Annotated in this window: 16 protein-coding genes; 12 read left to right on the plus strand and 4 right to left on the minus strand. The window is 54.9% G+C overall.

The genetic code is table 11. The features are described 5' to 3' along the window. Positions 1 to 3: 3 nt before the first annotated feature. The 12 genes from murD to mutT all read left to right on the plus strand — a co-directional run bounded on the left by murD (position 4) and on the right by mutT (position 14,946). Positions 4 to 1,353: a UDP-N-acetylmuramoyl-L-alanine--D-glutamate ligase gene (gene murD, locus ACI9KD_RS00300; RefSeq protein WP_414979138.1), complete on the plus strand. Its 1,350-nt coding sequence runs from the start codon at positions 4 to 6 to the stop codon at positions 1,351 to 1,353. After that, the gene (gene ftsW, locus ACI9KD_RS00305) at positions 1,350 to 2,504 is read left to right on the plus strand and encodes a putative lipid II flippase FtsW (protein WP_414979139.1); all 1,155 of its coding nucleotides are present in this window, start codon (positions 1,350 to 1,352) and stop codon (positions 2,502 to 2,504) included. The genes murD and ftsW overlap by 4 nt, the downstream gene beginning before the upstream one ends. After that, entirely contained in the window at positions 2,501 to 3,574 is a 1,074-nt protein-coding gene (murG, locus tag ACI9KD_RS00310; protein WP_414979140.1) for an undecaprenyldiphospho-muramoylpentapeptide beta-N-acetylglucosaminyltransferase, read from the plus strand. Before ftsW ends, murG begins: the two co-directional genes overlap by 4 nt. Beyond that, positions 3,571 to 4,995, plus strand: a complete 1,425-nt coding sequence (gene murC, locus ACI9KD_RS00315) for a UDP-N-acetylmuramate--L-alanine ligase (protein WP_414979141.1) — start codon at positions 3,571 to 3,573, stop codon at positions 4,993 to 4,995. Before murG ends, murC begins: the two co-directional genes overlap by 4 nt. Further along, complete coding sequence (locus ACI9KD_RS00320; protein WP_414979142.1) at positions 4,992 to 5,939, plus strand: D-alanine--D-alanine ligase; 948 nt, start codon at positions 4,992 to 4,994, stop codon at positions 5,937 to 5,939. The genes murC and ACI9KD_RS00320 overlap by 4 nt, the downstream gene beginning before the upstream one ends. After that, positions 5,939 to 6,745 (plus strand): cell division protein FtsQ/DivIB, encoded by an 807-nt coding sequence (locus ACI9KD_RS00325; protein WP_414979143.1) that lies wholly within the window; start codon positions 5,939 to 5,941, stop codon positions 6,743 to 6,745. Before ACI9KD_RS00320 ends, ACI9KD_RS00325 begins: the two co-directional genes overlap by 1 nt. 7 nt (positions 6,746 to 6,752) lie before the next feature. Then, entirely contained in the window at positions 6,753 to 7,982 is a 1,230-nt protein-coding gene (ftsA, locus tag ACI9KD_RS00330) for a cell division protein FtsA (RefSeq protein ID WP_414979144.1), read from the plus strand. 64 nt (positions 7,983 to 8,046) lie between these two features. After that, positions 8,047 to 9,228: a cell division protein FtsZ gene (gene ftsZ / locus ACI9KD_RS00335; protein WP_414979145.1), complete on the plus strand. Its 1,182-nt coding sequence runs from the start codon at positions 8,047 to 8,049 to the stop codon at positions 9,226 to 9,228. A 90-nt stretch (positions 9,229 to 9,318) separates the two neighbouring features. Continuing rightward, positions 9,319 to 10,239, plus strand: a complete 921-nt coding sequence (lpxC, locus tag ACI9KD_RS00340) for a UDP-3-O-acyl-N-acetylglucosamine deacetylase (RefSeq protein WP_414979146.1) — start codon at positions 9,319 to 9,321, stop codon at positions 10,237 to 10,239. Positions 10,240 to 10,532: 293 nt separating this feature from the next. Further along, positions 10,533 to 13,250 carry a preprotein translocase subunit SecA gene (secA, locus tag ACI9KD_RS00345; RefSeq protein ID WP_414979147.1) on the plus strand — a complete coding sequence of 906 codons (2,718 nt, stop codon included), beginning with the start codon at positions 10,533 to 10,535 and terminating at the stop codon, positions 13,248 to 13,250. Between the two features lie 54 nt (positions 13,251 to 13,304). Beyond that, positions 13,305 to 14,507, plus strand: coding sequence for a bifunctional glutamate N-acetyltransferase/amino-acid acetyltransferase ArgJ (gene argJ, locus ACI9KD_RS00350; protein ID WP_414979148.1), 1,203 nt, complete (start codon positions 13,305 to 13,307; stop codon positions 14,505 to 14,507). A gap of 7 nt (positions 14,508 to 14,514) precedes the next feature. Beyond that, on the plus strand, positions 14,515 to 14,946 hold the full coding sequence (gene mutT, locus ACI9KD_RS00355) for an 8-oxo-dGTP diphosphatase MutT (RefSeq protein WP_414979149.1): 432 nt from the start codon (positions 14,515 to 14,517) through the stop codon (positions 14,944 to 14,946). Here the strand turns inward: mutT and coaE are convergent. The 4 genes from coaE to pilB are packed head-to-tail and all read right to left on the minus strand — an operon-like array spanning position 14,943 to position 19,473. Further along, entirely contained in the window at positions 14,943 to 15,551 is a 609-nt protein-coding gene (coaE, locus tag ACI9KD_RS00360) for a dephospho-CoA kinase (RefSeq protein ID WP_414979150.1), read from the minus strand. The genes mutT and coaE overlap by 4 nt on opposite strands. After that, a complete protein-coding gene (locus ACI9KD_RS00365; RefSeq protein WP_414979151.1) occupies positions 15,548 to 16,435 on the minus strand; it encodes a prepilin peptidase in 888 nt (295 codons plus the stop codon). Before ACI9KD_RS00365 ends, coaE begins: the two co-directional genes overlap by 4 nt. Positions 16,436 to 16,477: 42 nt before the next feature. Continuing rightward, the gene (locus ACI9KD_RS00370; protein WP_414979152.1) at positions 16,478 to 17,695 is read right to left on the minus strand and encodes a type II secretion system F family protein; all 1,218 of its coding nucleotides are present in this window, start codon (positions 17,693 to 17,695) and stop codon (positions 16,478 to 16,480) included. A 56-nt stretch (positions 17,696 to 17,751) separates the two neighbouring features. Further along, positions 17,752 to 19,473 (minus strand): type IV-A pilus assembly ATPase PilB, encoded by a 1,722-nt coding sequence (gene pilB / locus ACI9KD_RS00375; RefSeq protein ID WP_414979153.1) that lies wholly within the window; start codon positions 19,471 to 19,473, stop codon positions 17,752 to 17,754. Positions 19,474 to 19,725 lie beyond the last annotated feature (252 nt).

Below are 19,725 nucleotides of genomic sequence, written 5' to 3' on the forward strand. Positions count from 1 at the left end.
GATATGTCGTCCCTTATCAGCAGCACGCGACGCAAGGTTGTGGTGGGTCTCGGAGCTACAGGTTTGTCGGTTGCTCGTTACCTGGCTCGTCAGGGTGAAGAGTTCACGGTGGTAGATACGCGGGAGCAGCCTCCGGGTCTAGCGCAGTTGCAGGCTGAAATGCCAGAAGTCCCCGTAATGCTCGGTACTGACCTTCAAGACGTGTTGGATACCGCAGCGGAACTTATCGTCAGTCCCGGGATTTCGCCGGAAGAGCCCTGGCTGCAGCGAGCGGTCGAGGCGGGTGCAAAGCTGTGTGGCGACATCGATCTTTTTGTGGCGGCGGCAGCCGCACCGGTCATTGGCATAACAGGCTCAAATGCCAAGTCCACCGTCACCGAGATGCTTGGTGCAATGCTGAAGGCGGCGGGCCGGCGTGTGGCGGTGGGCGGAAACCTGGGTGTGCCTGCTTTGGACCTGCTTGCAGATGGCAACGAATTTTATGTACTGGAGCTGTCCAGCTTTCAGTTAGAGAGAGCTGGGCCGCTCGATCTTGAGGTCGCCACGGTGCTTAACCTCACGCCAGATCACCTTGACCGACACGGGAGCATGCCGCGCTATCACCAAGCCAAGCATCGAATCTTTAATGGATGCACTACGGTGGTCTTTAATGCGGGCGATCCACTGACGATTCCTCCTTTGGCAGCTGGTCGGCGGCACATTAGCTGGCGACTGGGGGAGCCTGACCTCCGAGGTTTTGGTCTGCGGATGATCGACGGCGAGCAGATGATCGTTGAAGGTTTTGACCCATTGATGAAGGCCGAAGAAGTTTTGTTGCCCGGGCGACACAACCTTGCCAATGCTCTTGCCGCTCTCGCTTTGGGCGCCGCGATAGATTTACCTCGGGACGCAATGCTGGACGTTCTGCGCAGCTTTCCCGGATTAGAACATCGTTGTGAGTTGGTTCTTGATCAGGATGGTGTGCGCTGGATCAATGATTCCAAAGCCACCAATGTGGGTGCTACTTTGGCGGCGGTAAACGGTCTGGGTGCCAAGCACCGTTTGATACTGATTGCCGGTGGACGGGACAAGGATGCGGACTTCCATCCTTTACGTCCTGCGGTCGCTGCTCACTGTGATGTTGTTTTGCTTATCGGTGAGGCCGCGGATTCAATTGCCCAAGCCCTGGCTGATAGCTGTGACAGCGTAGTTGCCGAGACGCTTGAGCACGCTGTGGAGCTTGCAGGAGAGCGCGCGCGATCTGGGGACATTGTGTTGCTGTCGCCGGCTTGTGCCAGTTTTGATCAGTTCGAGAGTTATGTCGCTCGTGGCGAGCGATTCAAGCAGCTGGTGCTCGCAAAGGTGGCGCAATGAGTACTGCGCGCGTGACAACGGCAGTAGCTGCGGGGCGGTTTCCGGATCTCATGTTGCTGGCTATCGCGGTTGCGCTATTGCTCATTGGTTTGATCGCGATCAGCTCGGCGTCAGTGGGCTATGCCGAAGCAACCTACGGCAATATGTGGCATCACAGTCTTCGGCATCTTGTGTATCTTGCCCTTGCGCTCACCAGCGGGTTCGTTTGCTATCAAGTGCCTATTGAATTTTGGTATCGCAGCGGTTGGCTGTTGCTGCTGCTTTCAAGTCTGTTGTTGATTCTGGTGCTGATTCCGGGTGTGGGCCGCAATGTGAACGGGAGTCAGCGGTGGCTGGCACTGGGGCCGCTGACACTGCAGCCCTCAGAGCTGGCCAAAGCATCGATGATTGTTTATTTGTCGGGGTATCTGCTCCGGCAGGGTAAAGCCTTGCAAGAAAGCTGGCAGGGCATTCTCAGGCCGCTGATGATTCTGGGTTTAGTCGCTGTGCTGTTGCTGGCCGAGCCTGATTTCGGGGCCGTAGTTATTATGTTGGCGACCGCTTTTGGGATGCTCTTTCTCGCGGGTATGCGACTCATGCATCTCAGTGTGATTGTCGTCGCTACGGGCTTTCTGGGGGCGCTGCTGATCCAGGCTGCGCCCTATCGGCTTCAGCGTCTTATTGCCTACACCGACCCCTGGGCAGATCCTTTCGGTTCGGGCTTCCAGCTCATTCAGTCACTCATCGCCTTTGGTCGTGGTGAGTGGTTTGGAGTGGGGCTTGGAAACAGCGTGCAGAAATTGTTTTACCTCCCCGAGGCGCATACGGATTTTGTGTTTTCAATCTGGGCGGAGGAAACAGGGTTTGTCGGTGCATTTTTACTGATCAGCTTGTTTCTTGCGCTGGTCCTCCGCATTTTTCATCTGGGCCGCCAGTCGCAGAAAGACGGGCAATTGTTCGCTGCTTATCTCTGTTTTGGCGTGTCGTTGATGTTATCCGGGCAGGCGTTCGTGAATATGGGTGTAAGCGCAGGGTTGCTTCCTACGAAGGGACTCACACTGCCCCTGATTAGTTATGGTGGCACCAGTCTTATCACTAGCTGCGTGCTGCTCAGTATGGTGCTTCGCGTTGCTTACGAGCGACAGCAGCCCAAACGAGGCCGCAAGCGATGAGTGCGCCTATGGCCATGATGCTTGCAGGAGGCACCGGGGGGCATGTATATCCGGCACTTGCCGTGGCTCTTGATCTTCGCGAGCGTGGGTTTCGTTTAGCCTGGGTTGGGACTCGTCGTGGACTTGAGGCACGGGTGGTTCCTGAAGCCGACATTACTCTGTATCAGTTGCCCATGCGCGGACTGCGGGGTAAAGGTCTTCTTCAGCAGTTGTTGGCAGTCTTGTTATTGGGTTTGTCCCTGCTCCAGTCGCTGTGGTTGATGTTGCGTTTGCGCCCGGCACTGGTTGTGGGAATGGGGGGCTACGCGTCGTTTCCTGCTGCATGTGCAGCGTGGTTAACCCGTCGCCCTTTATTGCTTCAGGAACAAAACGCCGTGGCGGGGAGCGCAAACCGCGCGCTGGCTCGTTTTGCCTCACAGATCGCGACAGGCTTTCCCGATGTGCTTCAGCAGTATCCGACGGCGACGTACCTGGGTAATCCTGTGCGCAAGGATCTGCTATCAGTCGCAGGGGATCATCCTTGGGATAGACCAGCCGGCGCACCGTTGCGTGTGCTGGTGCTCGGTGGCAGCCTGGGTGCGAAACCATTGAACGAGGCTATGCCCGCAGTCGCTGCCGTGCTCGGCGTCCAGTGTGAGTGGCGTCATCAGTGCGGTCCTGCGCATGCTGAAACGACGCGTGCTGATTATTCAGCGGTGAGCAATACCCAGTGGGCAGTCGAAGCCTACGTCGAAGATATGCCCGAGGCCTATGCCTGGGCACAGCTTGTCATCTGTCGCGCGGGTGCGTTGACCGTCGCGGAACTTGCAGTGACGGGTAGGCCATCGATACTCATTCCACTGCCCTATGCGATCGACGACCATCAGACCGCCAATGCGCGCTTTCTTTCGGAGGCCGGAGCAGCGGTGTTACTTCCTCAATCGGATCTTCATGAGCGTCTGGAAGCAACGCTGCGACGTTTACTTGCCGATGCTGGTCTATTGGCCGCAATGTCCGTTGCAGCGCTTGAATGCGCACGACCCGAAGCGACCGGCATGATTGCCGATCGTGCAGAGGCACTTATGCGATGACGGCCTTAGCAATGCCAGGAGCTTCCGAGATGCGTCGGGTGCGTCGTATCCATATGGTAGGCGTTGGCGGCAGCGGTATGAGTGGTATTGCTGAGGTGCTGGTTAACCTCGGTTTCTCTGTCAGTGGGTCTGATTTACTGGACGGCAGTGTTACCCAGCACCTTAGCCAGATTGGGGTCAAGGTCACTATAGGGCATCGTTCTGAGGCAGTCAGTGACGCTGATGTCGTGGTGATTTCCAGCGCCGTAAAAGCGAGTAACGCCGAGTTAGTGGCTGCGAGAGAGCAGCGAATTCCAGTAGTTCCCCGTGCTGAGATGCTTGCGGAACTTATGCGGCATCGCTACGGCATCGCTGTAGCGGGCACGCATGGAAAAACAACGACCACGAGTCTCATCGCTGCATTGTTTGCGGCGGCTGACCTCGATCCGACCTTTGTGATTGGTGGTCGCGTGAACAGCACTGGGACGCACGCGCAGTTAGGCGCAGGGCGTTTTTTGATTGCGGAAGCCGACGAGAGCGATGCATCGTTTTTGCATCTGCAGCCAATGGTCACCGTGGTCACCAATATCGAAGCGGATCATATGGAAACCTATGGCGGTGACTTCGCAAAGCTACGTCGTACTTTCGTTGAGTTCTTGCACAACCTTCCGTTTTACGGTCTTGCGGTGCTGTGTATTGATGATCCTGTGCTCGACGGCCTTGGTGAGGATCTCGGTCGACCAATGCTGAGTTATGGATTCAGTGAGTCGGCTGACTATCGCATCACGAATCTTGAGCCTGCAGGCCTACGCACACGTTTTACCGTTGAACGTCCAGATGCTTATCCGGATTTGCCGATTACGCTCAACATGCCAGGCTCTCATAACGTGCTCAACGCTACTGCTGCCGTAGCCGTGGCTACGGATCAGGGTATCGAAGACCGCGTTATCCAAGAAACGCTTGAGAGCTTTAGTGGTGTGGGGCGTCGATTCAGTGTCTATGAGGGGGTTCAGCTAGGTCAGCATCTAGTAACTCTTGTGGATGACTACGGGCATCATCCAACGGAAGTTGCCGCCACATTAGCTTCGGCGCGTCAGGCTTGGCCGGACCGTCGCATCGTCATGGTGTATCAGCCGCACCGGTTTACCCGTACCCGGGATCTTTACGATGATTTTGTCAGTGTTCTTTCAGATACGGATTTTCTGGTACTCCTTGAAGTCTATCCCGCCGGCGAAGAAGCCATTGCAGGCGCCGACAGTCGATCTTTGGCGCGCTCTATTCGACAGCGAGGGCAGTTGGATCCCCTGTATGCGGCCAACGCTCTGGAGGTGCCGGCTTTGCTGAGTGATGTGCTTGATGCGGGCGACGTGCTTGTGACCCAGGGAGCAGGTGATATCGCTCGCTTGGCGAACCAGCTGCGCGACGCGAAGGTCTTGTCATGAGTGCTGCGACACAGCTGCAGGGATTAAAAATCGCGGTGTTGTTCGGTGGGACCTCGGGTGAGCGAGAGGTTTCTCTTGCCAGCGCCGAGACGGTGCTGACCGCACTTCGCGAAGGAGGTTACGAGCCTCGCGCTTTGGATACCGGTGAGCCCGCCTGGTGGGTAGGACTGGAAGGTGTGGATATCGCTTTCAACATCCAGCACGGCGTTGGTGGAGAGGATGGTGTTACTCAAGGGCTGCTGCAGTCCATGGGTGTTGTGGGAACCGGTAGCAGTGTTCTGGGCTCGGCTTTGGCCATGGATAAGTTGCGGAGCAAGCAGATCTGGCGCGCGCTAGGGCTTCCTACGGCGGCCTTTGCCCTTGTAAATGCTGATACGGATGCGCAAGCCTTGCTGGCTGCTTGGGGCGCTGCGTTCATCAAGCCCTGCATGGAAGGCTCTAGTCTCGGTATGACCCGAGTTGATAGTCCCGAGAGCTTCTCTGTGGCATGTGAATCCGCCGCGGTGTTTGGTGATCAAATACTGGCGGAGCAATTTATTGATGGTCCCGAGTACACCGTGGCTATTTTGGGAGACCGAGCACTGCCACCGATTCATATTGAGGCAGCGCGAGAGTTCTACGATTACGAAGCAAAGTATAAGGCGAACACTACCCGCTACAACATACCTTGCGGTCTAAATGGAGATGACGAGAAGGCGCTGTGCGAGCTCGCTCTCGAGGCTTTTGCGGCGCTAGGCTGTTCCGTCTGGGGGCGCGTAGATTTAATGCGCGACAGTAACGGCGATTTTCAGCTTCTCGAAGTGAACACCGTGCCGGGTATGACCGATCACAGTCTCGTGCCTATGGCGGCGACTGCAGCAGGATTATCGCTTCTAACATTGCTTGAAGAAATATTGCTCTTGTCCTGGCAGGCCGGGCAATCGGGTTTGGGAGGTGCTGTCTGATGTTGGCTTCACGTCGCAATGCCCGTCGCCGAGCTCCCGAGTCCCTGGGTGAGCGCTTGAAGACGCTGATGCCCAGAATTCAGAGTGGCTTTAGTACTCTGCTTAGCGTATCCGCCATGCTCGCATTGGCTGCTGTTGTCTACCTTGGTGTTGAAGCTCTGCGTAAGCTGCCAGTTGAGCGCATCGTAGTCACAGGAAAGCTGGAGCACTTACGCCAGGATGCCCTGCGTGATGCAATGTCCGATGAACTGGATCAGGGGCTGTTGTTTCTCAGTCTTGCTGACCTGCAGGTGACGCTTGAAGCGCTGCCCTGGGTATACAGCGCAGAGTTGCGCCGCCGCTTCCCCGATACCTTGGAAGTTAGCGTGGTTGAGCAACTGCCGATCGCACGTTGGGGTGACGAAGCCTTTTTGAATCACGAAGCACGCATTATCGAAGTTACTGACAGGGAGCGCTGGAGGAGTCTTCCGGAAATTCGCGGTCCCATGGGGAGTGAGGCGCGCCTCATGAATCATTATCAGCGCTTGCTCGAGCGTTTGCGGCCCCTGGCACTGACACCCATTTCTTTGAGCGAAGACGATTACGGGCAACTCGTTGTAGGACTAGATAACGGAGTTCAGCTGCAGCTTGGGGACCATGACTTTTCGCTCCGCCTGCAGCGATTCTTGCAGCTGTGGAGTAGTGATCTTCAAGAGGCTGACCGAGTCGTACAGCGCGTAGACATGCGTTACGACGGCGGTGCAGCCGTGGCATTTGACCAGACTCCCCGGTTGGCGGGTCTGACCGAAAACACCCAGGGCAGGTAGAAAGCTAATGGCAGCGGTTAAAGACAGGCGAATGATTGTCGGACTGGATATCGGAACCTCCAAGGTCGTCGCTATTGTCGGTGAAGTGACGGCCGACGGGACTATGGAGGTCGTGGGGATTGGTTCGCATCCTTCTAAGGGGATGAAGAAGGGTGTCGTGGTCAATATTGAATCCACAGTGCAGTCTATTCAGCGTGCAGTGGATGAGGCGGAGCTCATGGCGGGCTGTCAAATTCATTCGGTGTATGTAGGCATTGCCGGCTCACACATTCGAAGCCTGAACTCCCACGGCATTGTTGCGATCAAAGAGCGGGAGGTCGTGGCGCAGGATCTTGAGCGAGTTATTGATGCTGCTCGAGCGGTGGCGATACCTGCAGATCAAAAGGTGTTGCATGTACTCCCTCAGGAGTACGTGATCGACAATCAGGAAGGCATCAAAGAGCCTCAGGGTATGTCCGGTGTGCGTCTCGAGGCCAAAGTGCATCTCGTGACCTGCGCTGTGAACGCGGCACAAAACATCGAAAAGTGTATTCGCAGGTGCGGCTTGGAGGTGGAGGACATTATCCTCGAGCAACTGGCCTCTTCTTACTCCGTATTGACCGACGACGAGCGCGAGTTGGGCGTGTGTCTTGTTGACATTGGTGGCGGCACTACAGACATCGCTATTTTCACCGAGGGTTCTATTCGGCATACCGGCGTCATACCGATCGCCGGGGATCAGGTGACTAACGACATCGCGATGGCATTGCGCACGCCCTCGCAGTACGCCGAAGAAATAAAAATTCGTTACGCATGTGCGCTCACACAACTTGCCGGGGCCGATCAGACTATCAAGGTTCCCAGTGTTGGCGATCGACCGCCTCGGGATCTCTCCCGACAGTCTCTCGCAGAAGTGGTAGAGCCGCGTTACGACGAGCTATTCACTTTGATTCAGGCTGAGCTGCGGCGATCGGGTTACGAAGACCTTATTCCCTCAGGCATCGTTCTTACTGGAGGCACCTCGAAGATGGAGGGCGCCTCAGAGCTTGCTGAAGAGATTTTTCATATGCCAGTACGCGTGGGCTATCCACAAAGCATCGACGGCCTTGCCGATATTGTTCGCAATCCCATTTATTCCACCGCAGTGGGGCTATTGCTTTACGGCAGCCGCCATGCTGGTGAAGTGCACAGCGGCCGTCGCGCGCCTTCTGAGGCCTGGTGGACGCGTTTAGCGCAGTGGGTCCGCGACAGTTTTTAGATCACGATTTTTTTGGGGAAGAAAGGTCGCCACTAGGTGACGTTATTTTAAGGGGAAGGAAGCTATGTTTGAACTCGTAGACAACGTACCGCAGAGCGCTGTCATCAAAGTGATCGGTGTCGGAGGCGGCGGCGGAAATGCCGTAAAACACATGATCAGCAATAACGTGGAAGGAGTGGATTTTATCTGCGCCAACACGGACGCACAGGCTCTATCAGATGTGGACTCGCCCACAGTGCTTCAGCTCGGTGGTGAGATCACCAAGGGTCTGGGCGCGGGCGCAAATCCAGAAATCGGCCGAGCCGCCGCTATGGAGGATCGAGAGCGAATTGCCGATGCCATCCGCGGTGCGGACATGATATTTATCACCGCAGGCATGGGCGGTGGTACGGGTACCGGTGGAGCGCCGGTAGTGGCTGCGGTGGCCCGGGAGATGGGGATTCTCACCGTCGCCGTGGTGACTCGGCCCTTCACTTTCGAGGGTAAAAAGCGCCTTTCAATTGCAGAAGCGGGTCTTGCGGAACTTCAGCAACATGTTGACTCTCTAATCACCATACCCAACGAAAAACTGCTGGAGGTTTTGGGGAAAAATACCAGTCTCTTGGATGCCTTCAAAGAAGCCAATGATGTATTGTTGGGCGCGGTTCAGGGTATTGCTGACCTCATTATTCGCCCAGGAATGATCAATGTCGACTTCGCGGATGTGAGAACGGTGATGTCCGAAATGGGCATGGCCATGATGGGCACGGGAAGCTCTCGCGGCGAGAACCGGGCGCGCGAGGCAGCCGAGCGCGCCATCAATAGCCCGCTGCTGGACGACATAGATCTGGAAGGCGCACGCGGGATTCTGGTCAATATTACTGCCGGGCTTGATTTGTCGCTCGGTGAGTTCTCTGAGGTGGGAGATACCATCGAGGAGTTTGCCTCTGACGAGGCCACCGTTGTAGTCGGGACGGTTATTGATCCCGAAATGAACGATGAATTGAGGGTTACGGTAGTCGCAACGGGGCTTGGCAATGCAGCGTCTCGTGCGAAGTTGCAGGTGGTCGAAACACCGCGCGCTGCGCGTTCTGAAGAGCCGCAAAGCGAGATGGACTCGCTGACAGCTCCTGACTATCGTGATTATGAAAAGCCGCCGGCTCGGCGCGCAGCAGCGCGAGGGGGTTCGGCAGCCGCCGCTACTGCGGAGAAACTGGGTGATGATTATTTCGATATCCCGGCTTTTCTGAGGCGACAAGCTGACTGATCGTACGACTGTCATCTTGTCGGCCACACGGCAGGCGCTAAAGCGTCTGGGTATGCCATTGGCATAGCGGGGCATTGACAAGGAGGTTGTATGATTCGACAGCGGACGTTGCGCAACGCCATTAAGGCGACTGGCGTTGGTTTGCATACCGGTGAAAAAGTGTACCTGACTCTGGCGCCTGCGCCGGTAGACAGCGGTATCATTTTTCGCCGTGTCGATCTCAACCCGATTGTTGAGATTCACGCCAAGGCGTCGAATGTGGGCGATACAACGCTGTCGACTACGCTGGTTCATGACGGACACCGTGTGTCCACCGTGGAGCATTTGTTGTCAGCGATGGCCGGTCTCGGCATTGATAACGCTTACGTCGATGTCAGTGCTAGTGAAGTGCCGATCATGGATGGTAGTGCCGGACCGTTTGTTTTTCTGATCCAGTCTGCGGGGATAGAAGAGCAGGCAGCGGCGAAGAAATTCATCCGTATCAAGCGCCCGGTGACGGTACAGGACGGAGACAAGGTAGCCAGCTTTCTTCCCTTTGATGGCTTCAAGGTCTCCTTCACTATCGATTTCGACCACCCGGTGTTTCGCGATCGCTCAGCACACGCCGAGATCGACTTTTCGTCCACGTCTTTTGTCCGAGAGATCAGCCGAGCTCGGACGTTCGGCTTTATGCATGAAATCGAGTACTTACGCTCAAAGGGCCTAGCCCGAGGCGGCAGCGTTGACAATGCCATTGTTGTTGACGAGTACCGTATTTTGAATCAGGACGGACTGCGCTACGAAGATGAATTCGTGAGACATAAGGTTCTCGATGCTATCGGGGACGTCTATTTGCTGGGTTACAGCCTTATCGGCGAGTTTCGTGCACATAAGTCAGGCCACGCACTGAACAACGCTTCATTGCGTGCTCTGATCGCACAACCCGACGCCTGGGAAATGGTGACCTTTGACGATCCTGAGAACGCGCCTATTTCTTACGTTTCCGCGCCATCAACAACTGCCGCCATTTAATCACGCCTTCGGGTTCCGGATGGAATAACGGGAGTGTCTGTGAGACACTTTCGCGCCAGTTTTTGGCCCGTATATCTCCCTGCAGGGCTTGATTCATGGGTAGTTAGCCCCCATGAACAACCTGCATGCTTTTTATTTTCCCGGGCACCTTACGAAGCAAGTCTTCAGGCGGTGTTCAAGACAACCAGGAGTATCGGCAATAGTCGACTTAGACAACTTAGACGACTTGCTGAGATCCACACACGGATGGACTGCGTGGGCTTATGGCCTATAGCGGCGAAATGAATGACTGAATGATTAACTCTGCTCTGAAAAAAGTTTTTGGTACGCGCAATGACCGCGAGCTCAAGCGTATGCGCAAGGTGGTGCGTCAGGTCAACGCCCTGGAAGAAGGTATGGGGGCGCTTGATGACCAAGCGCTGGCTGCCAAAACCGGGGAGTTTCGTGACCGTCTGAAATCCGGTGAAACCCTCGACAGGATTCTTCCGGAGGCGTTTGCTGTTGCTCGGGAAGCGGGCAAACGCGTGATGGAGATGCGTCACTTTGACGTGCAGCTCATTGGGGGTCTGACGCTCCATGAGGGACGCATCGCTGAGCAACGTACCGGTGAGGGAAAGACGCTGGTGGCGACTCTCGCGGCGTACTTGAATACGCTTACGGGTAATGCCGTGCATCTCATTACAGTCAATGACTATCTAGCCGGGCGAGATGCTCAGTGGATGTCACCGCTATATAACTTTTTGGGACTCAGTGTCGGCGTGGTTCGATCGGGCCAGACCCAGGAAGAGAAGCGCGAGGCCTATCAGTCGGACGTGATTTACGGCACCAACAATGAGTTTGGCTTTGATTACCTTCGCGACAACATGGCCTTTGCGCTTGAAGACAAAATGCAGGGTGAACTTAGCTTTGCCATCGTGGACGAAGTCGATTCAATTCTCATTGATGAGGCCCGTACGCCGCTCATTATCTCTGGCTCGGCTCAAGACAGTTCTGAACTCTACAAACGCATCAACAAGCTGGTACCCCTTCTGCAGCGCGACGAAGAAGCGCAGGAAGGGCATTACACCGTCGATGAAAAACTGCGGCAGGTGGAGCTCACTGAAGCTGGACATGAGTTTGTTGAAGAAATGTTGGTTCGTGAAGGTATGCTTGAGGAGGGCGACAGCCTTTATGCGTCCACGAACCTGTCTCTACTGCATCATGTGCACACAGGCTTACGATCCCATGTGATGTTTCATCGCGATGTCGAGTACATCGTACAGGACGGACAGGTAGTGCTGATTGATGAGCATACTGGACGCACCATGGCCGGGCGTCGACTGTCCGAAGGCTTGCACCAAGCTATCGAGGCGAAGGAAGGCGTAGCCATTCAGAGCGAGAGTCAAACGCTCGCGTCGACAACGTTCCAGAACTATTTTCGTCTGTACGACAAGCTGGCAGGCATGACCGGTACTGCGGATACCGAAGCCTTCGAATTTCGTCAAATCTATGGACTTGATGTGGTGGTTATTCCCACGAACAAGGACATGGTGCGTAAGGACATGAACGATCTTGTGTACCTTACGAGCGAAGAGAAGTTTGATGCGATCGTCGAAGACGTCAAGCATTGTATTGATATTGGTGCCCCGGCGCTGGTGGGCACAGCGTCTGTTGAAACCTCAGAGGAGTTGTCAGCGCGCTTTAAGCAATCCAATGTGCCGCACAAAGTCCTCAACGCCAAGTATCACGAGCAAGAAGCCGAAATCATCGCGCAGGCCGGGCGTCCGGGCGTTGTGACCATCGCCACCAACATGGCCGGTCGTGGCACGGATATTGTGCTGGGTGGAAATCTAGAAGCGGAACTGCGTCAGGCAGGTGACTTGAGTGATGAGCAGCGCGCAGCGATTCAGACTGACTGGGACGGTCGCCATACGGCGGTTCTTGAAGCCGGAGGACTGCATATTCTAGGCACCGAACGTCACGAATCTCGACGCATCGACAACCAGCTTCGAGGCCGTGCGGGTCGCCAGGGTGACCCTGGCGTGTCACGATTCTATCTGTCCTTGGAAGACAATCTGATGCGTATTTTTGCATCAGATCGTGTGAAGAACTTCATGCAGGCCCTGGGAATGGAGAAGGGTGAGGCGATTGAACATCGCATGGTGAGCAATGCTATTGAGAAGGCCCAGCGTAAGGTAGAAGGTCGAAACTTTGATATTCGTAAGCAGTTGCTTGAGTACGATGACGTCGCGAACGACCAGCGGCAGATCATTTACCAGCAGCGGAATGACCTGCTTACCGAGGCCGACATTTCTGAGACGATCAGTGCTATTCGTCAGGATGTCGTGAATCAGGCAATCGATAGTTACATTCCGCCCATGAGCGTGGAAGAGCAGTGGGATATCCCCGGTCTTGAGCGTCAGCTAGAGGCGGAATTTGCGATAACACTGCCTGTTCAGCAGTGGCTGGACGAGGATGACAAGCTTCACGAGGAAGCTATCCGCGAGCGCGTGTTGAGGGAAATTCAGGAAGCATACGATGCAAAGGGCGACAGTGTAGGCCCCGATATGCGGCGCATCGAAAAGCAGATCATGCTGCAGGTCCTCGATACACTCTGGAAGGAGCATCTTGCGACCATGGATCATTTGCGACAGGGCATCCATCTGCGGGCGTATGCGCAAAAGAATCCCAAGCAGGAATATAAGCGCGAGTCCTTTGAGTTGTTTCAGGAGTTGCTGACGAGCCTGAAGTACGAAGTTATAAAATTTCTCAGCCACGTGGAGATCAAGAAAAAGAACGAGGCTGAACTGATTGAGCAGCAACGTCGCAATGTGGCGGAGCAGGCTACGTTGGCGTTTCAGCACGCGCAAGCGTCTGGACTGGCACAGGATCCGGCTGAGACGCCGAGTCCCGAGCAAGTGGGGGTGCGCTCTGGGCAGCCGATGACTCGTAGTGAGCCTAAAGTGGGTCGGAATGATCCCTGTCCTTGCGGAAGTGGCAAGAAATACAAGCAATGCCACGGTGCGCTCTAGACTCGCTTATTTAATGTGATGACAGATTCTGCGAGGGAGGCAAGCACTGCACCGATGACGGCACTTCCGGTGCCGGGTGTGAGTGTTTCTGCGGTGGAGGCCGGCATTCGTTACGCGGATCGTAGCGATTTGGTTGCACTGATTTTTGACGAAGGCACCACCGCTGCGGCCGTCTTTACGCGAAACGCTTTTTGCGCGGCACCGGTAATTGTTGCCCGAGAGCATCTGCTTGAGTGTGGCCTGATGCCCCGGCTTCTCCTGATCAATACGGGTAATGCCAACGCGGGAACCGGCGACCCCGGGATGCTGGTGGCAAGACGCTGTTGTGAAGAGGCTGCGGTTGCTCTGGGTTTGAATGTAAATGAGGTTCTTCCGTTCTCTACCGGTGTGATTGGTGAGGACTTGCCGGCAGACCGCATAATCAATGCGCTACCCAAGCTATTTGCAGGAAGATCGCCTGATCTTTGGGAGCAAGCTGCTCGAGGAATCATGACGACTGACACGCGGCCCAAGCTGGGCTCCCGTCAGTTTGTTGTGGATGGCACAGCCTATGTTCTTACTGGCATCGCCAAGGGCGCAGGCATGTTGCGCCCTGATATGGCGACAATGCTGTCGTTTTTGGCAACCGATGCTGCAATCGCCCCTGAACTATTGGACACCTTGCTCCGTCGTGCGGTGGAAACCTCTTTTCATCGCATTACTGTCGATGGTGATACCTCGACTAACGATGCGGCACTGCTCGCGGCGACAGGGGTGAGCGGTAAGCAGCTTTGTGACGACCCGGACTCCGAGTTAGCGCAGGTATTTGCCGTAGCGCTGGAATCTCTTTGTCTTGAGCTCGCCCAAGGTCTGGTTCGCGATGGTGAGGGTGCGAGTAAGTTTGTTGAGATACAGGTGAGTGGGGGGGGCGACGAAGCAGAGTGTTTGGATGTGGCGTTCACCATTGCACACTCTCCGCTGGTAAAAACCGCGCTCTTTGCCGGGGATCCGAATTGGGGTCGCGTACTGGCCGCAATTGGTCGAGCAGGCCTAGCTGACCTTGATGTCACGGGGGTTCGCATCTTTATCAACGACTTAATTATTGCAGAAAACGGTGCCCGCGCTATCAACTATGTTGAAGCTGACGTGGCCGAACTCATGCGGGGCGAAGATCTGCGACTAGGTATTGAACTGGGTCGCGGAGACGCTCTAGTTTCCGTGTGGACCTCGGATTTTTCCTACGACTACGTGCGCATTAATGCCGAGTATCGGAGCTAGCGGCGTTATGCCTGGCGGCACCGGCCATAACGAGAACGAAGCGTCGGTAACGGTTCATGTTGCGGTCGCGGTTATTTTTGATGCAGATCAAAAAATACTTCTGACAAAGCGCCATGCTGATAGCCATCAAGGTGGGCTATGGGAGTTTCCCGGCGGTAAGGTAGAGCCTGGTGAGAGTCTTGCGAAGGCGCTGAAGCGAGAGCTTCAGGAAGAGCTGGGAATTGATATATTGACTCATCATAGCTTGCTGCGGATCGAACATGACTATGGTGACAAGCGGGTTTTGCTCGATGTTCACAGTGTCACTGCGTTTGCAGAGCAGCCGAAACCTCGTGAAGGACAGCCTATGCGCTGGGTGCGCATTTCGGAGCTTGTGGACTACGAGTTCCCTAAGGCTAATGGGGCGATCGTGAGTGCTCTCATTGAGGGTAAACGCTAGCCCGCTGCGGACAGACTTAAGAGTTTTTTATGCAGCGACGCGATCTGCTCATCCAGTGCTTCCAAAGCCCCACTGTTATCAATGACCGTGTCGGCCGAAGCCAGACGTGAATCTCGGGGCATTTGTGCAGCCATAATTGCGCGCACCAACTCTTCGTTGTTGTTGTCCCGTGTTGTGGTTCTCGCTACTTGCACTGACTCGGGTACGTCCACTACCACGATATGTTGAACAAAGTCGCGCTGGGAACCCTCCAGGAGTAAGGGCGAGCTCAATACTACATAGGGCGATGTTGCTGCCGCGAGTTGCTTAGCGATGCTTTCACCGATGAGTGGATGGGTCAGGTTTTCCAGCCACAGACGTTCCCTAGGGTCTGTAAAAACCACACGTCGCAGCGCTGCGCGATTCAGGCTTCCATCTTCACTGAGGATGTCGTCACCAAAATGCAGCGCTATTTTCTGCAGTGCTGGGCTCCCTGTTTCCACGACCTCCCGGGCAACGATATCGGCGTCTACAACTTCGATGTCCAGCGATTGCAGGCGCTGAGTGACTGCGCTCTTGCCGCTGCCGATGCCGCCGGTAACGCCTACCCGCAGTGGTTCGCTCATGCGGACCCTGCCAGCAGCATGGCTGAGAGAGTGCCTCCCCACAAAAGGCTGATCCAACCAGCGGTCGCTAGATACGGTCCAAAGGGCAGTGGGTGGGAGCGATCCTTGCCCCGCACTACGATGATCAGTATGCCGAGAACCGCTCCCACAGCGGATGACAACAAAATAATGATGGGGATACTCTGCCACCCAAGCCAAGCACCCAAGGCTGCGAGCAGCTTAAAGTCGCCATAGCCCATCCCGTCTTTGCCTGTAGCGAATTTGAACAGCCAGTAGATAGACCAGAGTAAAAGATACCCGGCTGCAGCACCCAAAATTGCATCGGCCGGTGAAATTGGACCCAGGAATAAGTTAAAGAGGAGTCCACCCCACAGCAGCGGCAGAGTGATGTCATCTGGCAGCAACTGTGTATCCATGTCGATGACCGCAAGTGTAATAAGTGACCAAGTCAGCAGCAGATACGGGAGCAGTGCGGGCTCCACACCGGTGTGGACGGCCACCGTCACAGACGCCACAGCCGTTGCTAGTTCGACAAGTGGGTATCGCCAGCTAATCGCGGTTGCGCAGCTTGCGCAGCGGCCACGCAACACCAGAAAACTGACTACCGGGATGTTCTCCCAGGGTTTGATCGCATGTTGGCAATGGGGGCAGTGCGAGCCAGGAAACGATAGCGAGAGTTTTTCTGCACCATCCCTCGCTTCATCGTCTTCTAGCTCCAGGAGGGCACGACAATCGCAGCGCCATTCCCTTTGCATCATTTCCGGCAGGCGGAGGATCACGACGTTTAAAAAGCTGCCTACAATTAAGCCCAGCGCGCCCACGAAGAGATAGAAATATAGGGGGTACTCAATCAGAAAGTCGCTGAGCATTGGGGAATCCGTCATTGTGATATCTCGTTAGGAGCCTGCTTTCGGCTCACAAACTGTCTAGATGACTGATCCCAGCATAAAGATAGGTAGGTACATGGCGATCATCAGACCGCCTACCAGTACCCCAAGAACAGACATGATGATCGGTTCCATGAGGGAGCTGAGGCTGTCTACGGAGTTGTCGACCGCTTCTTCATAGTGTGTGGCCACCTTGTCCAGCATTTCGTCTAGCTGACCAGATTCTTCTCCAATGGAGATCATCTGGAGTAGCATATTTGGAAATAGGCCGGTGCTCTTTACCGAGTTGTATAGCGTGGTGCCAGTGGTGACATCATCCCGAATCTGCAAGATTGCCTTGCTATACACCGCATTACCCGCCGCGCCCGCCGTGGACTCGAGGGCCTCAACTAAAGGCACGCCAGCGGCGAAAGTGGTGGCCAAGGTTCGAGAAAACCGCGCCACCACGGAATCCTGCACGATACCGCCAAAAAGCGGCAACTTTAGCATCAGTCGGTCGACACCATCGCTGAATGATTTGGATTTCAGGCGTAGTTCTTTGAATGCGTATACGAGCGCGACTATGCCTATGACAATGATGAACCACCAGGCCTGCATAAAGTCAGAAAGCCCCATGACCATCAGGGTGAACGCAGGCAAGTCAGCGCCGAAGCTAGAGAATGTCTCCGCAAATTGTGGGACAACCTTTACAAGCAAGATGCCCGATACCACCAGCGCCACAACGACAACCGCTATGGGATAAGTCATCGCTTTCTTAATCTTGGCTTTTAATTGCTCGGTCTTTTCTTTGTAGGTGGCAACGCGATCCAACATGACTTCGAGAGTACCGGAAGATTCGCCTGCGCCGACGAGGGAGCAAAATAGATCGTCGAAGTAGCGTGGAAACTTGGCAAGCGAAAGAGCCAGCCCACCGCCGGCTGAGACATCGTTCTTGATGCCATTTACCAAGTCCTTCATCGACCGATTCTCTAATCCATCACTTACAATATCGAAACTCTGTACGAGCGGAACGCCCGCTTTCATCATGGTTGCCATTTGCCGAGTAAAAATAGCGATGTCAGCGGGTTTAATCGGTTTCTTCCGCGCGGTGAACAAGGGTTTTGGCTTGCGTCGTACCGAGCGGGGGTTGATACCCTTCTGTCGGAGTTGCGCGCGCGCCATCGCTTGCGACGGTGCATTGATTTCGCCTTTGGTCTGGCGCCCGTTCTTGTCGGTGCCACTCCAGATAAACAGTTCGCTGGTAGCCGTCGTCGCCATGGTGTTTGGCTTATCTCCTGTCGTTTTCAGGCAACCTGAATAAATCAGGCCGGTTATCAGTCAATCGTAACTCGGTTTACTTCTTCAAGACTAACTAGACCTTGGGCACATTTTCGCAATGCCGATTTACGTAGATCCGCAAAACCATGCGCTCTGGCCTGCCGAGCAATCTCCAGAGAGTTCCCATTTTCCATAATAGTGTTAGCTATCCCCTGGGTTATTCGAACCACCTCATAGATACCAACCCGGCCTTTATAGCCATCCTTGCAAGCGTCGCAGCCGACAGCTTTCATGATGGTAGCTGAGGCAAGCATCTCCTCACTAAAGCCTTGTTCGAGCAAAGTTTCATGAGGGATTTCTGCCGGTGCGGCACACTCTTTACACAGGCGGCGACCCAGACGCTGGGCGATAATGAGACTCACAGAGGTCGCGACATTGAATGCGGGGACACCCATGTTAAGCAGGCGACTGATGGTTTCGGCGGCACTGTTGGTGTGCAGCGTCGAAAGCACAAGGTGGCCTGTTTGTGCTGCCTTAATGGCGATTTCGGCAGTCTCCAGGTCACGTATCTCGCCGACCATGATGACGTCGGGATCCTGACGCAGAAAAGAACGTAGGGCTTCGGCAAAGTTGAGGCCGACTTTGGCGTTCACATGAACCTGATTGATACCCGAGAGGTTGATCTCTACGGGGTCTTCCGCCGTGGAGATGTTCCGCTCGGGTTCGTTGAGTATGTTGAGGCCCGTATATAGCGACACGGTTTTACCAGAACCCGTGGGTCCCGTGACAAGAATCATGCCCTGAGGCTGCTTGAGCGCCTTCATAAACATTTCTTTTTGTTCCGGATCGTAGCCGAGCGCGTCGATACCCATTTGCGCACTCGTGGGATCCAGGATCCGCAGGACTATTTTTTCACCAAACAGCGTGGGCAGCGTGTTGACTCGAAAATCAATGGAACGGTTCCGAGACAGTTTCATCTGGATTCGACCGTCTTGGGGAAGTCGGCGCTCGGAGATATCCATTTGTGACATGACTTTTAGGCGCGCAGATAATCTCGGTGCCAGATTTCGAGGCGGACGAACGACCTCTCGCAATACGCCATCCGTACGAAAACGCACCCGGTAATCTTTTTCGTAGGGCTCAAAGTGAATATCCGATGCCCCCTGCTTGATTGCATCAACGAGCACCTTGTTAACGAATCGCACGATCGGTGTCTCGTCAACGCTGGCGTTGCCGTCATCTTCGGGAGCCACATCATTATCGACGGCGCCAATATCAATTTCGTCGAATTCGTCAGAATCAAGGTCGTCGAGACCACCGGTCATAGCATCCTGTGCGTCGGTCCATTGCGCTATCGCTTTTTGCAGGCTCTTCTCATCGACAAGAATGGCTTCGGTGTTCAGACCGGTGTGGAACTTTATTTCATCAAGTGCGGCAAGGTTGGTGGGGTCGGAGACCGCGATGAACAGACGCTTGCCCCGGCTGTATAGCGGCAGTGCATGATGCTTGGTGACCAGTTCGGCTTCTACTACGCCCTGGGGTAAGAACTGAGAGTCAAAGGCGCTAATATCGAAGCGAGCCGCACCAAATTCTTGGGAAGCGATCTCAGCCAATTTGTGACTATCGATTTTGACTTCGTCGACTAAATAGCGAACGAAAGGAATCCGCTCATTGGCGGCGGCGGCCTGAGCCTTGGACGCTTGCTCTGCATCCATGAGGCCCTCGCTTACAAGGCGGCCGGCTAGGCCGGAGGGTTTACCGCTGACTCGTTCGTTCATGCGTAGCTGCCCTTGATTAAGCGTCAGAGTATAGCGGTAGCGCTTGCGTGGCTGAAGTGCCTAATTGACATTGATAGCGGGGATTTTGCTAGGCGCTGACGGTTTTCTGTCGGGTGTACAGCTTCATAGCCCAGGAGATGTAGGTTCTGAACTGACAAAAAATGTCAGTTAGTGGGCAAACACGGCGAGATGTTTGTTTCATTGCCGCTGTTTAGCAGTAACGGGTGCTACCGGAAGTTATTTAACCAGTTG

Origin of the sequence: Congregibacter sp., from assembly GCF_047617445.1 — a bacterium.
Lineage (GTDB): Bacteria > Pseudomonadota > Gammaproteobacteria > Pseudomonadales > Halieaceae > Congregibacter.

What these genes read in the sequence shown, in the direction of transcription:
- murD (WP_414979138.1), top strand. Translation starts at nt 4, where the DNA reads ATGTCGTCCCTTATCAGCAGCACGCGACGCAAGGTTGTGGTGGGTCTC.
- lpxC (WP_414979146.1), top strand. Translation starts at nt 9,319, where the DNA reads ATGATTCGACAGCGGACGTTGCGCAACGCCATTAAGGCGACTGGCGTT.
- ACI9KD_RS00325 (WP_414979143.1), top strand. Translation starts at nt 5,939, where the DNA reads ATGTTGGCTTCACGTCGCAATGCCCGTCGCCGAGCTCCCGAGTCCCTG.
- ACI9KD_RS00365 (WP_414979151.1), bottom strand. Translation starts at nt 16,435, where the DNA reads ATGACGGATTCCCCAATGCTCAGCGACTTTCTGATTGAGTACCCCCTA.
- secA (WP_414979147.1), top strand. Translation starts at nt 10,533, where the DNA reads ATGATTAACTCTGCTCTGAAAAAAGTTTTTGGTACGCGCAATGACCGC.
- murC (WP_414979141.1), top strand. Translation starts at nt 3,571, where the DNA reads ATGACGGCCTTAGCAATGCCAGGAGCTTCCGAGATGCGTCGGGTGCGT.
- coaE (WP_414979150.1), bottom strand. Translation starts at nt 15,551, where the DNA reads ATGAGCGAACCACTGCGGGTAGGCGTTACCGGCGGCATCGGCAGCGGC.
- ACI9KD_RS00320 (WP_414979142.1), top strand. Translation starts at nt 4,992, where the DNA reads ATGAGTGCTGCGACACAGCTGCAGGGATTAAAAATCGCGGTGTTGTTC.
- ftsZ (WP_414979145.1), top strand. Translation starts at nt 8,047, where the DNA reads ATGTTTGAACTCGTAGACAACGTACCGCAGAGCGCTGTCATCAAAGTG.
- murG (WP_414979140.1), top strand. Translation starts at nt 2,501, where the DNA reads ATGAGTGCGCCTATGGCCATGATGCTTGCAGGAGGCACCGGGGGGCAT.
- pilB (WP_414979153.1), bottom strand. Translation starts at nt 19,473, where the DNA reads ATGAACGAACGAGTCAGCGGTAAACCCTCCGGCCTAGCCGGCCGCCTT.
- ACI9KD_RS00370 (WP_414979152.1), bottom strand. Translation starts at nt 17,695, where the DNA reads ATGGCGACGACGGCTACCAGCGAACTGTTTATCTGGAGTGGCACCGAC.
- ftsW (WP_414979139.1), top strand. Translation starts at nt 1,350, where the DNA reads ATGAGTACTGCGCGCGTGACAACGGCAGTAGCTGCGGGGCGGTTTCCG.
- mutT (WP_414979149.1), top strand. Translation starts at nt 14,515, where the DNA reads ATGCCTGGCGGCACCGGCCATAACGAGAACGAAGCGTCGGTAACGGTT.
- argJ (WP_414979148.1), top strand. Translation starts at nt 13,305, where the DNA reads ATGACGGCACTTCCGGTGCCGGGTGTGAGTGTTTCTGCGGTGGAGGCC.
- ftsA (WP_414979144.1), top strand. Translation starts at nt 6,753, where the DNA reads ATGGCAGCGGTTAAAGACAGGCGAATGATTGTCGGACTGGATATCGGA.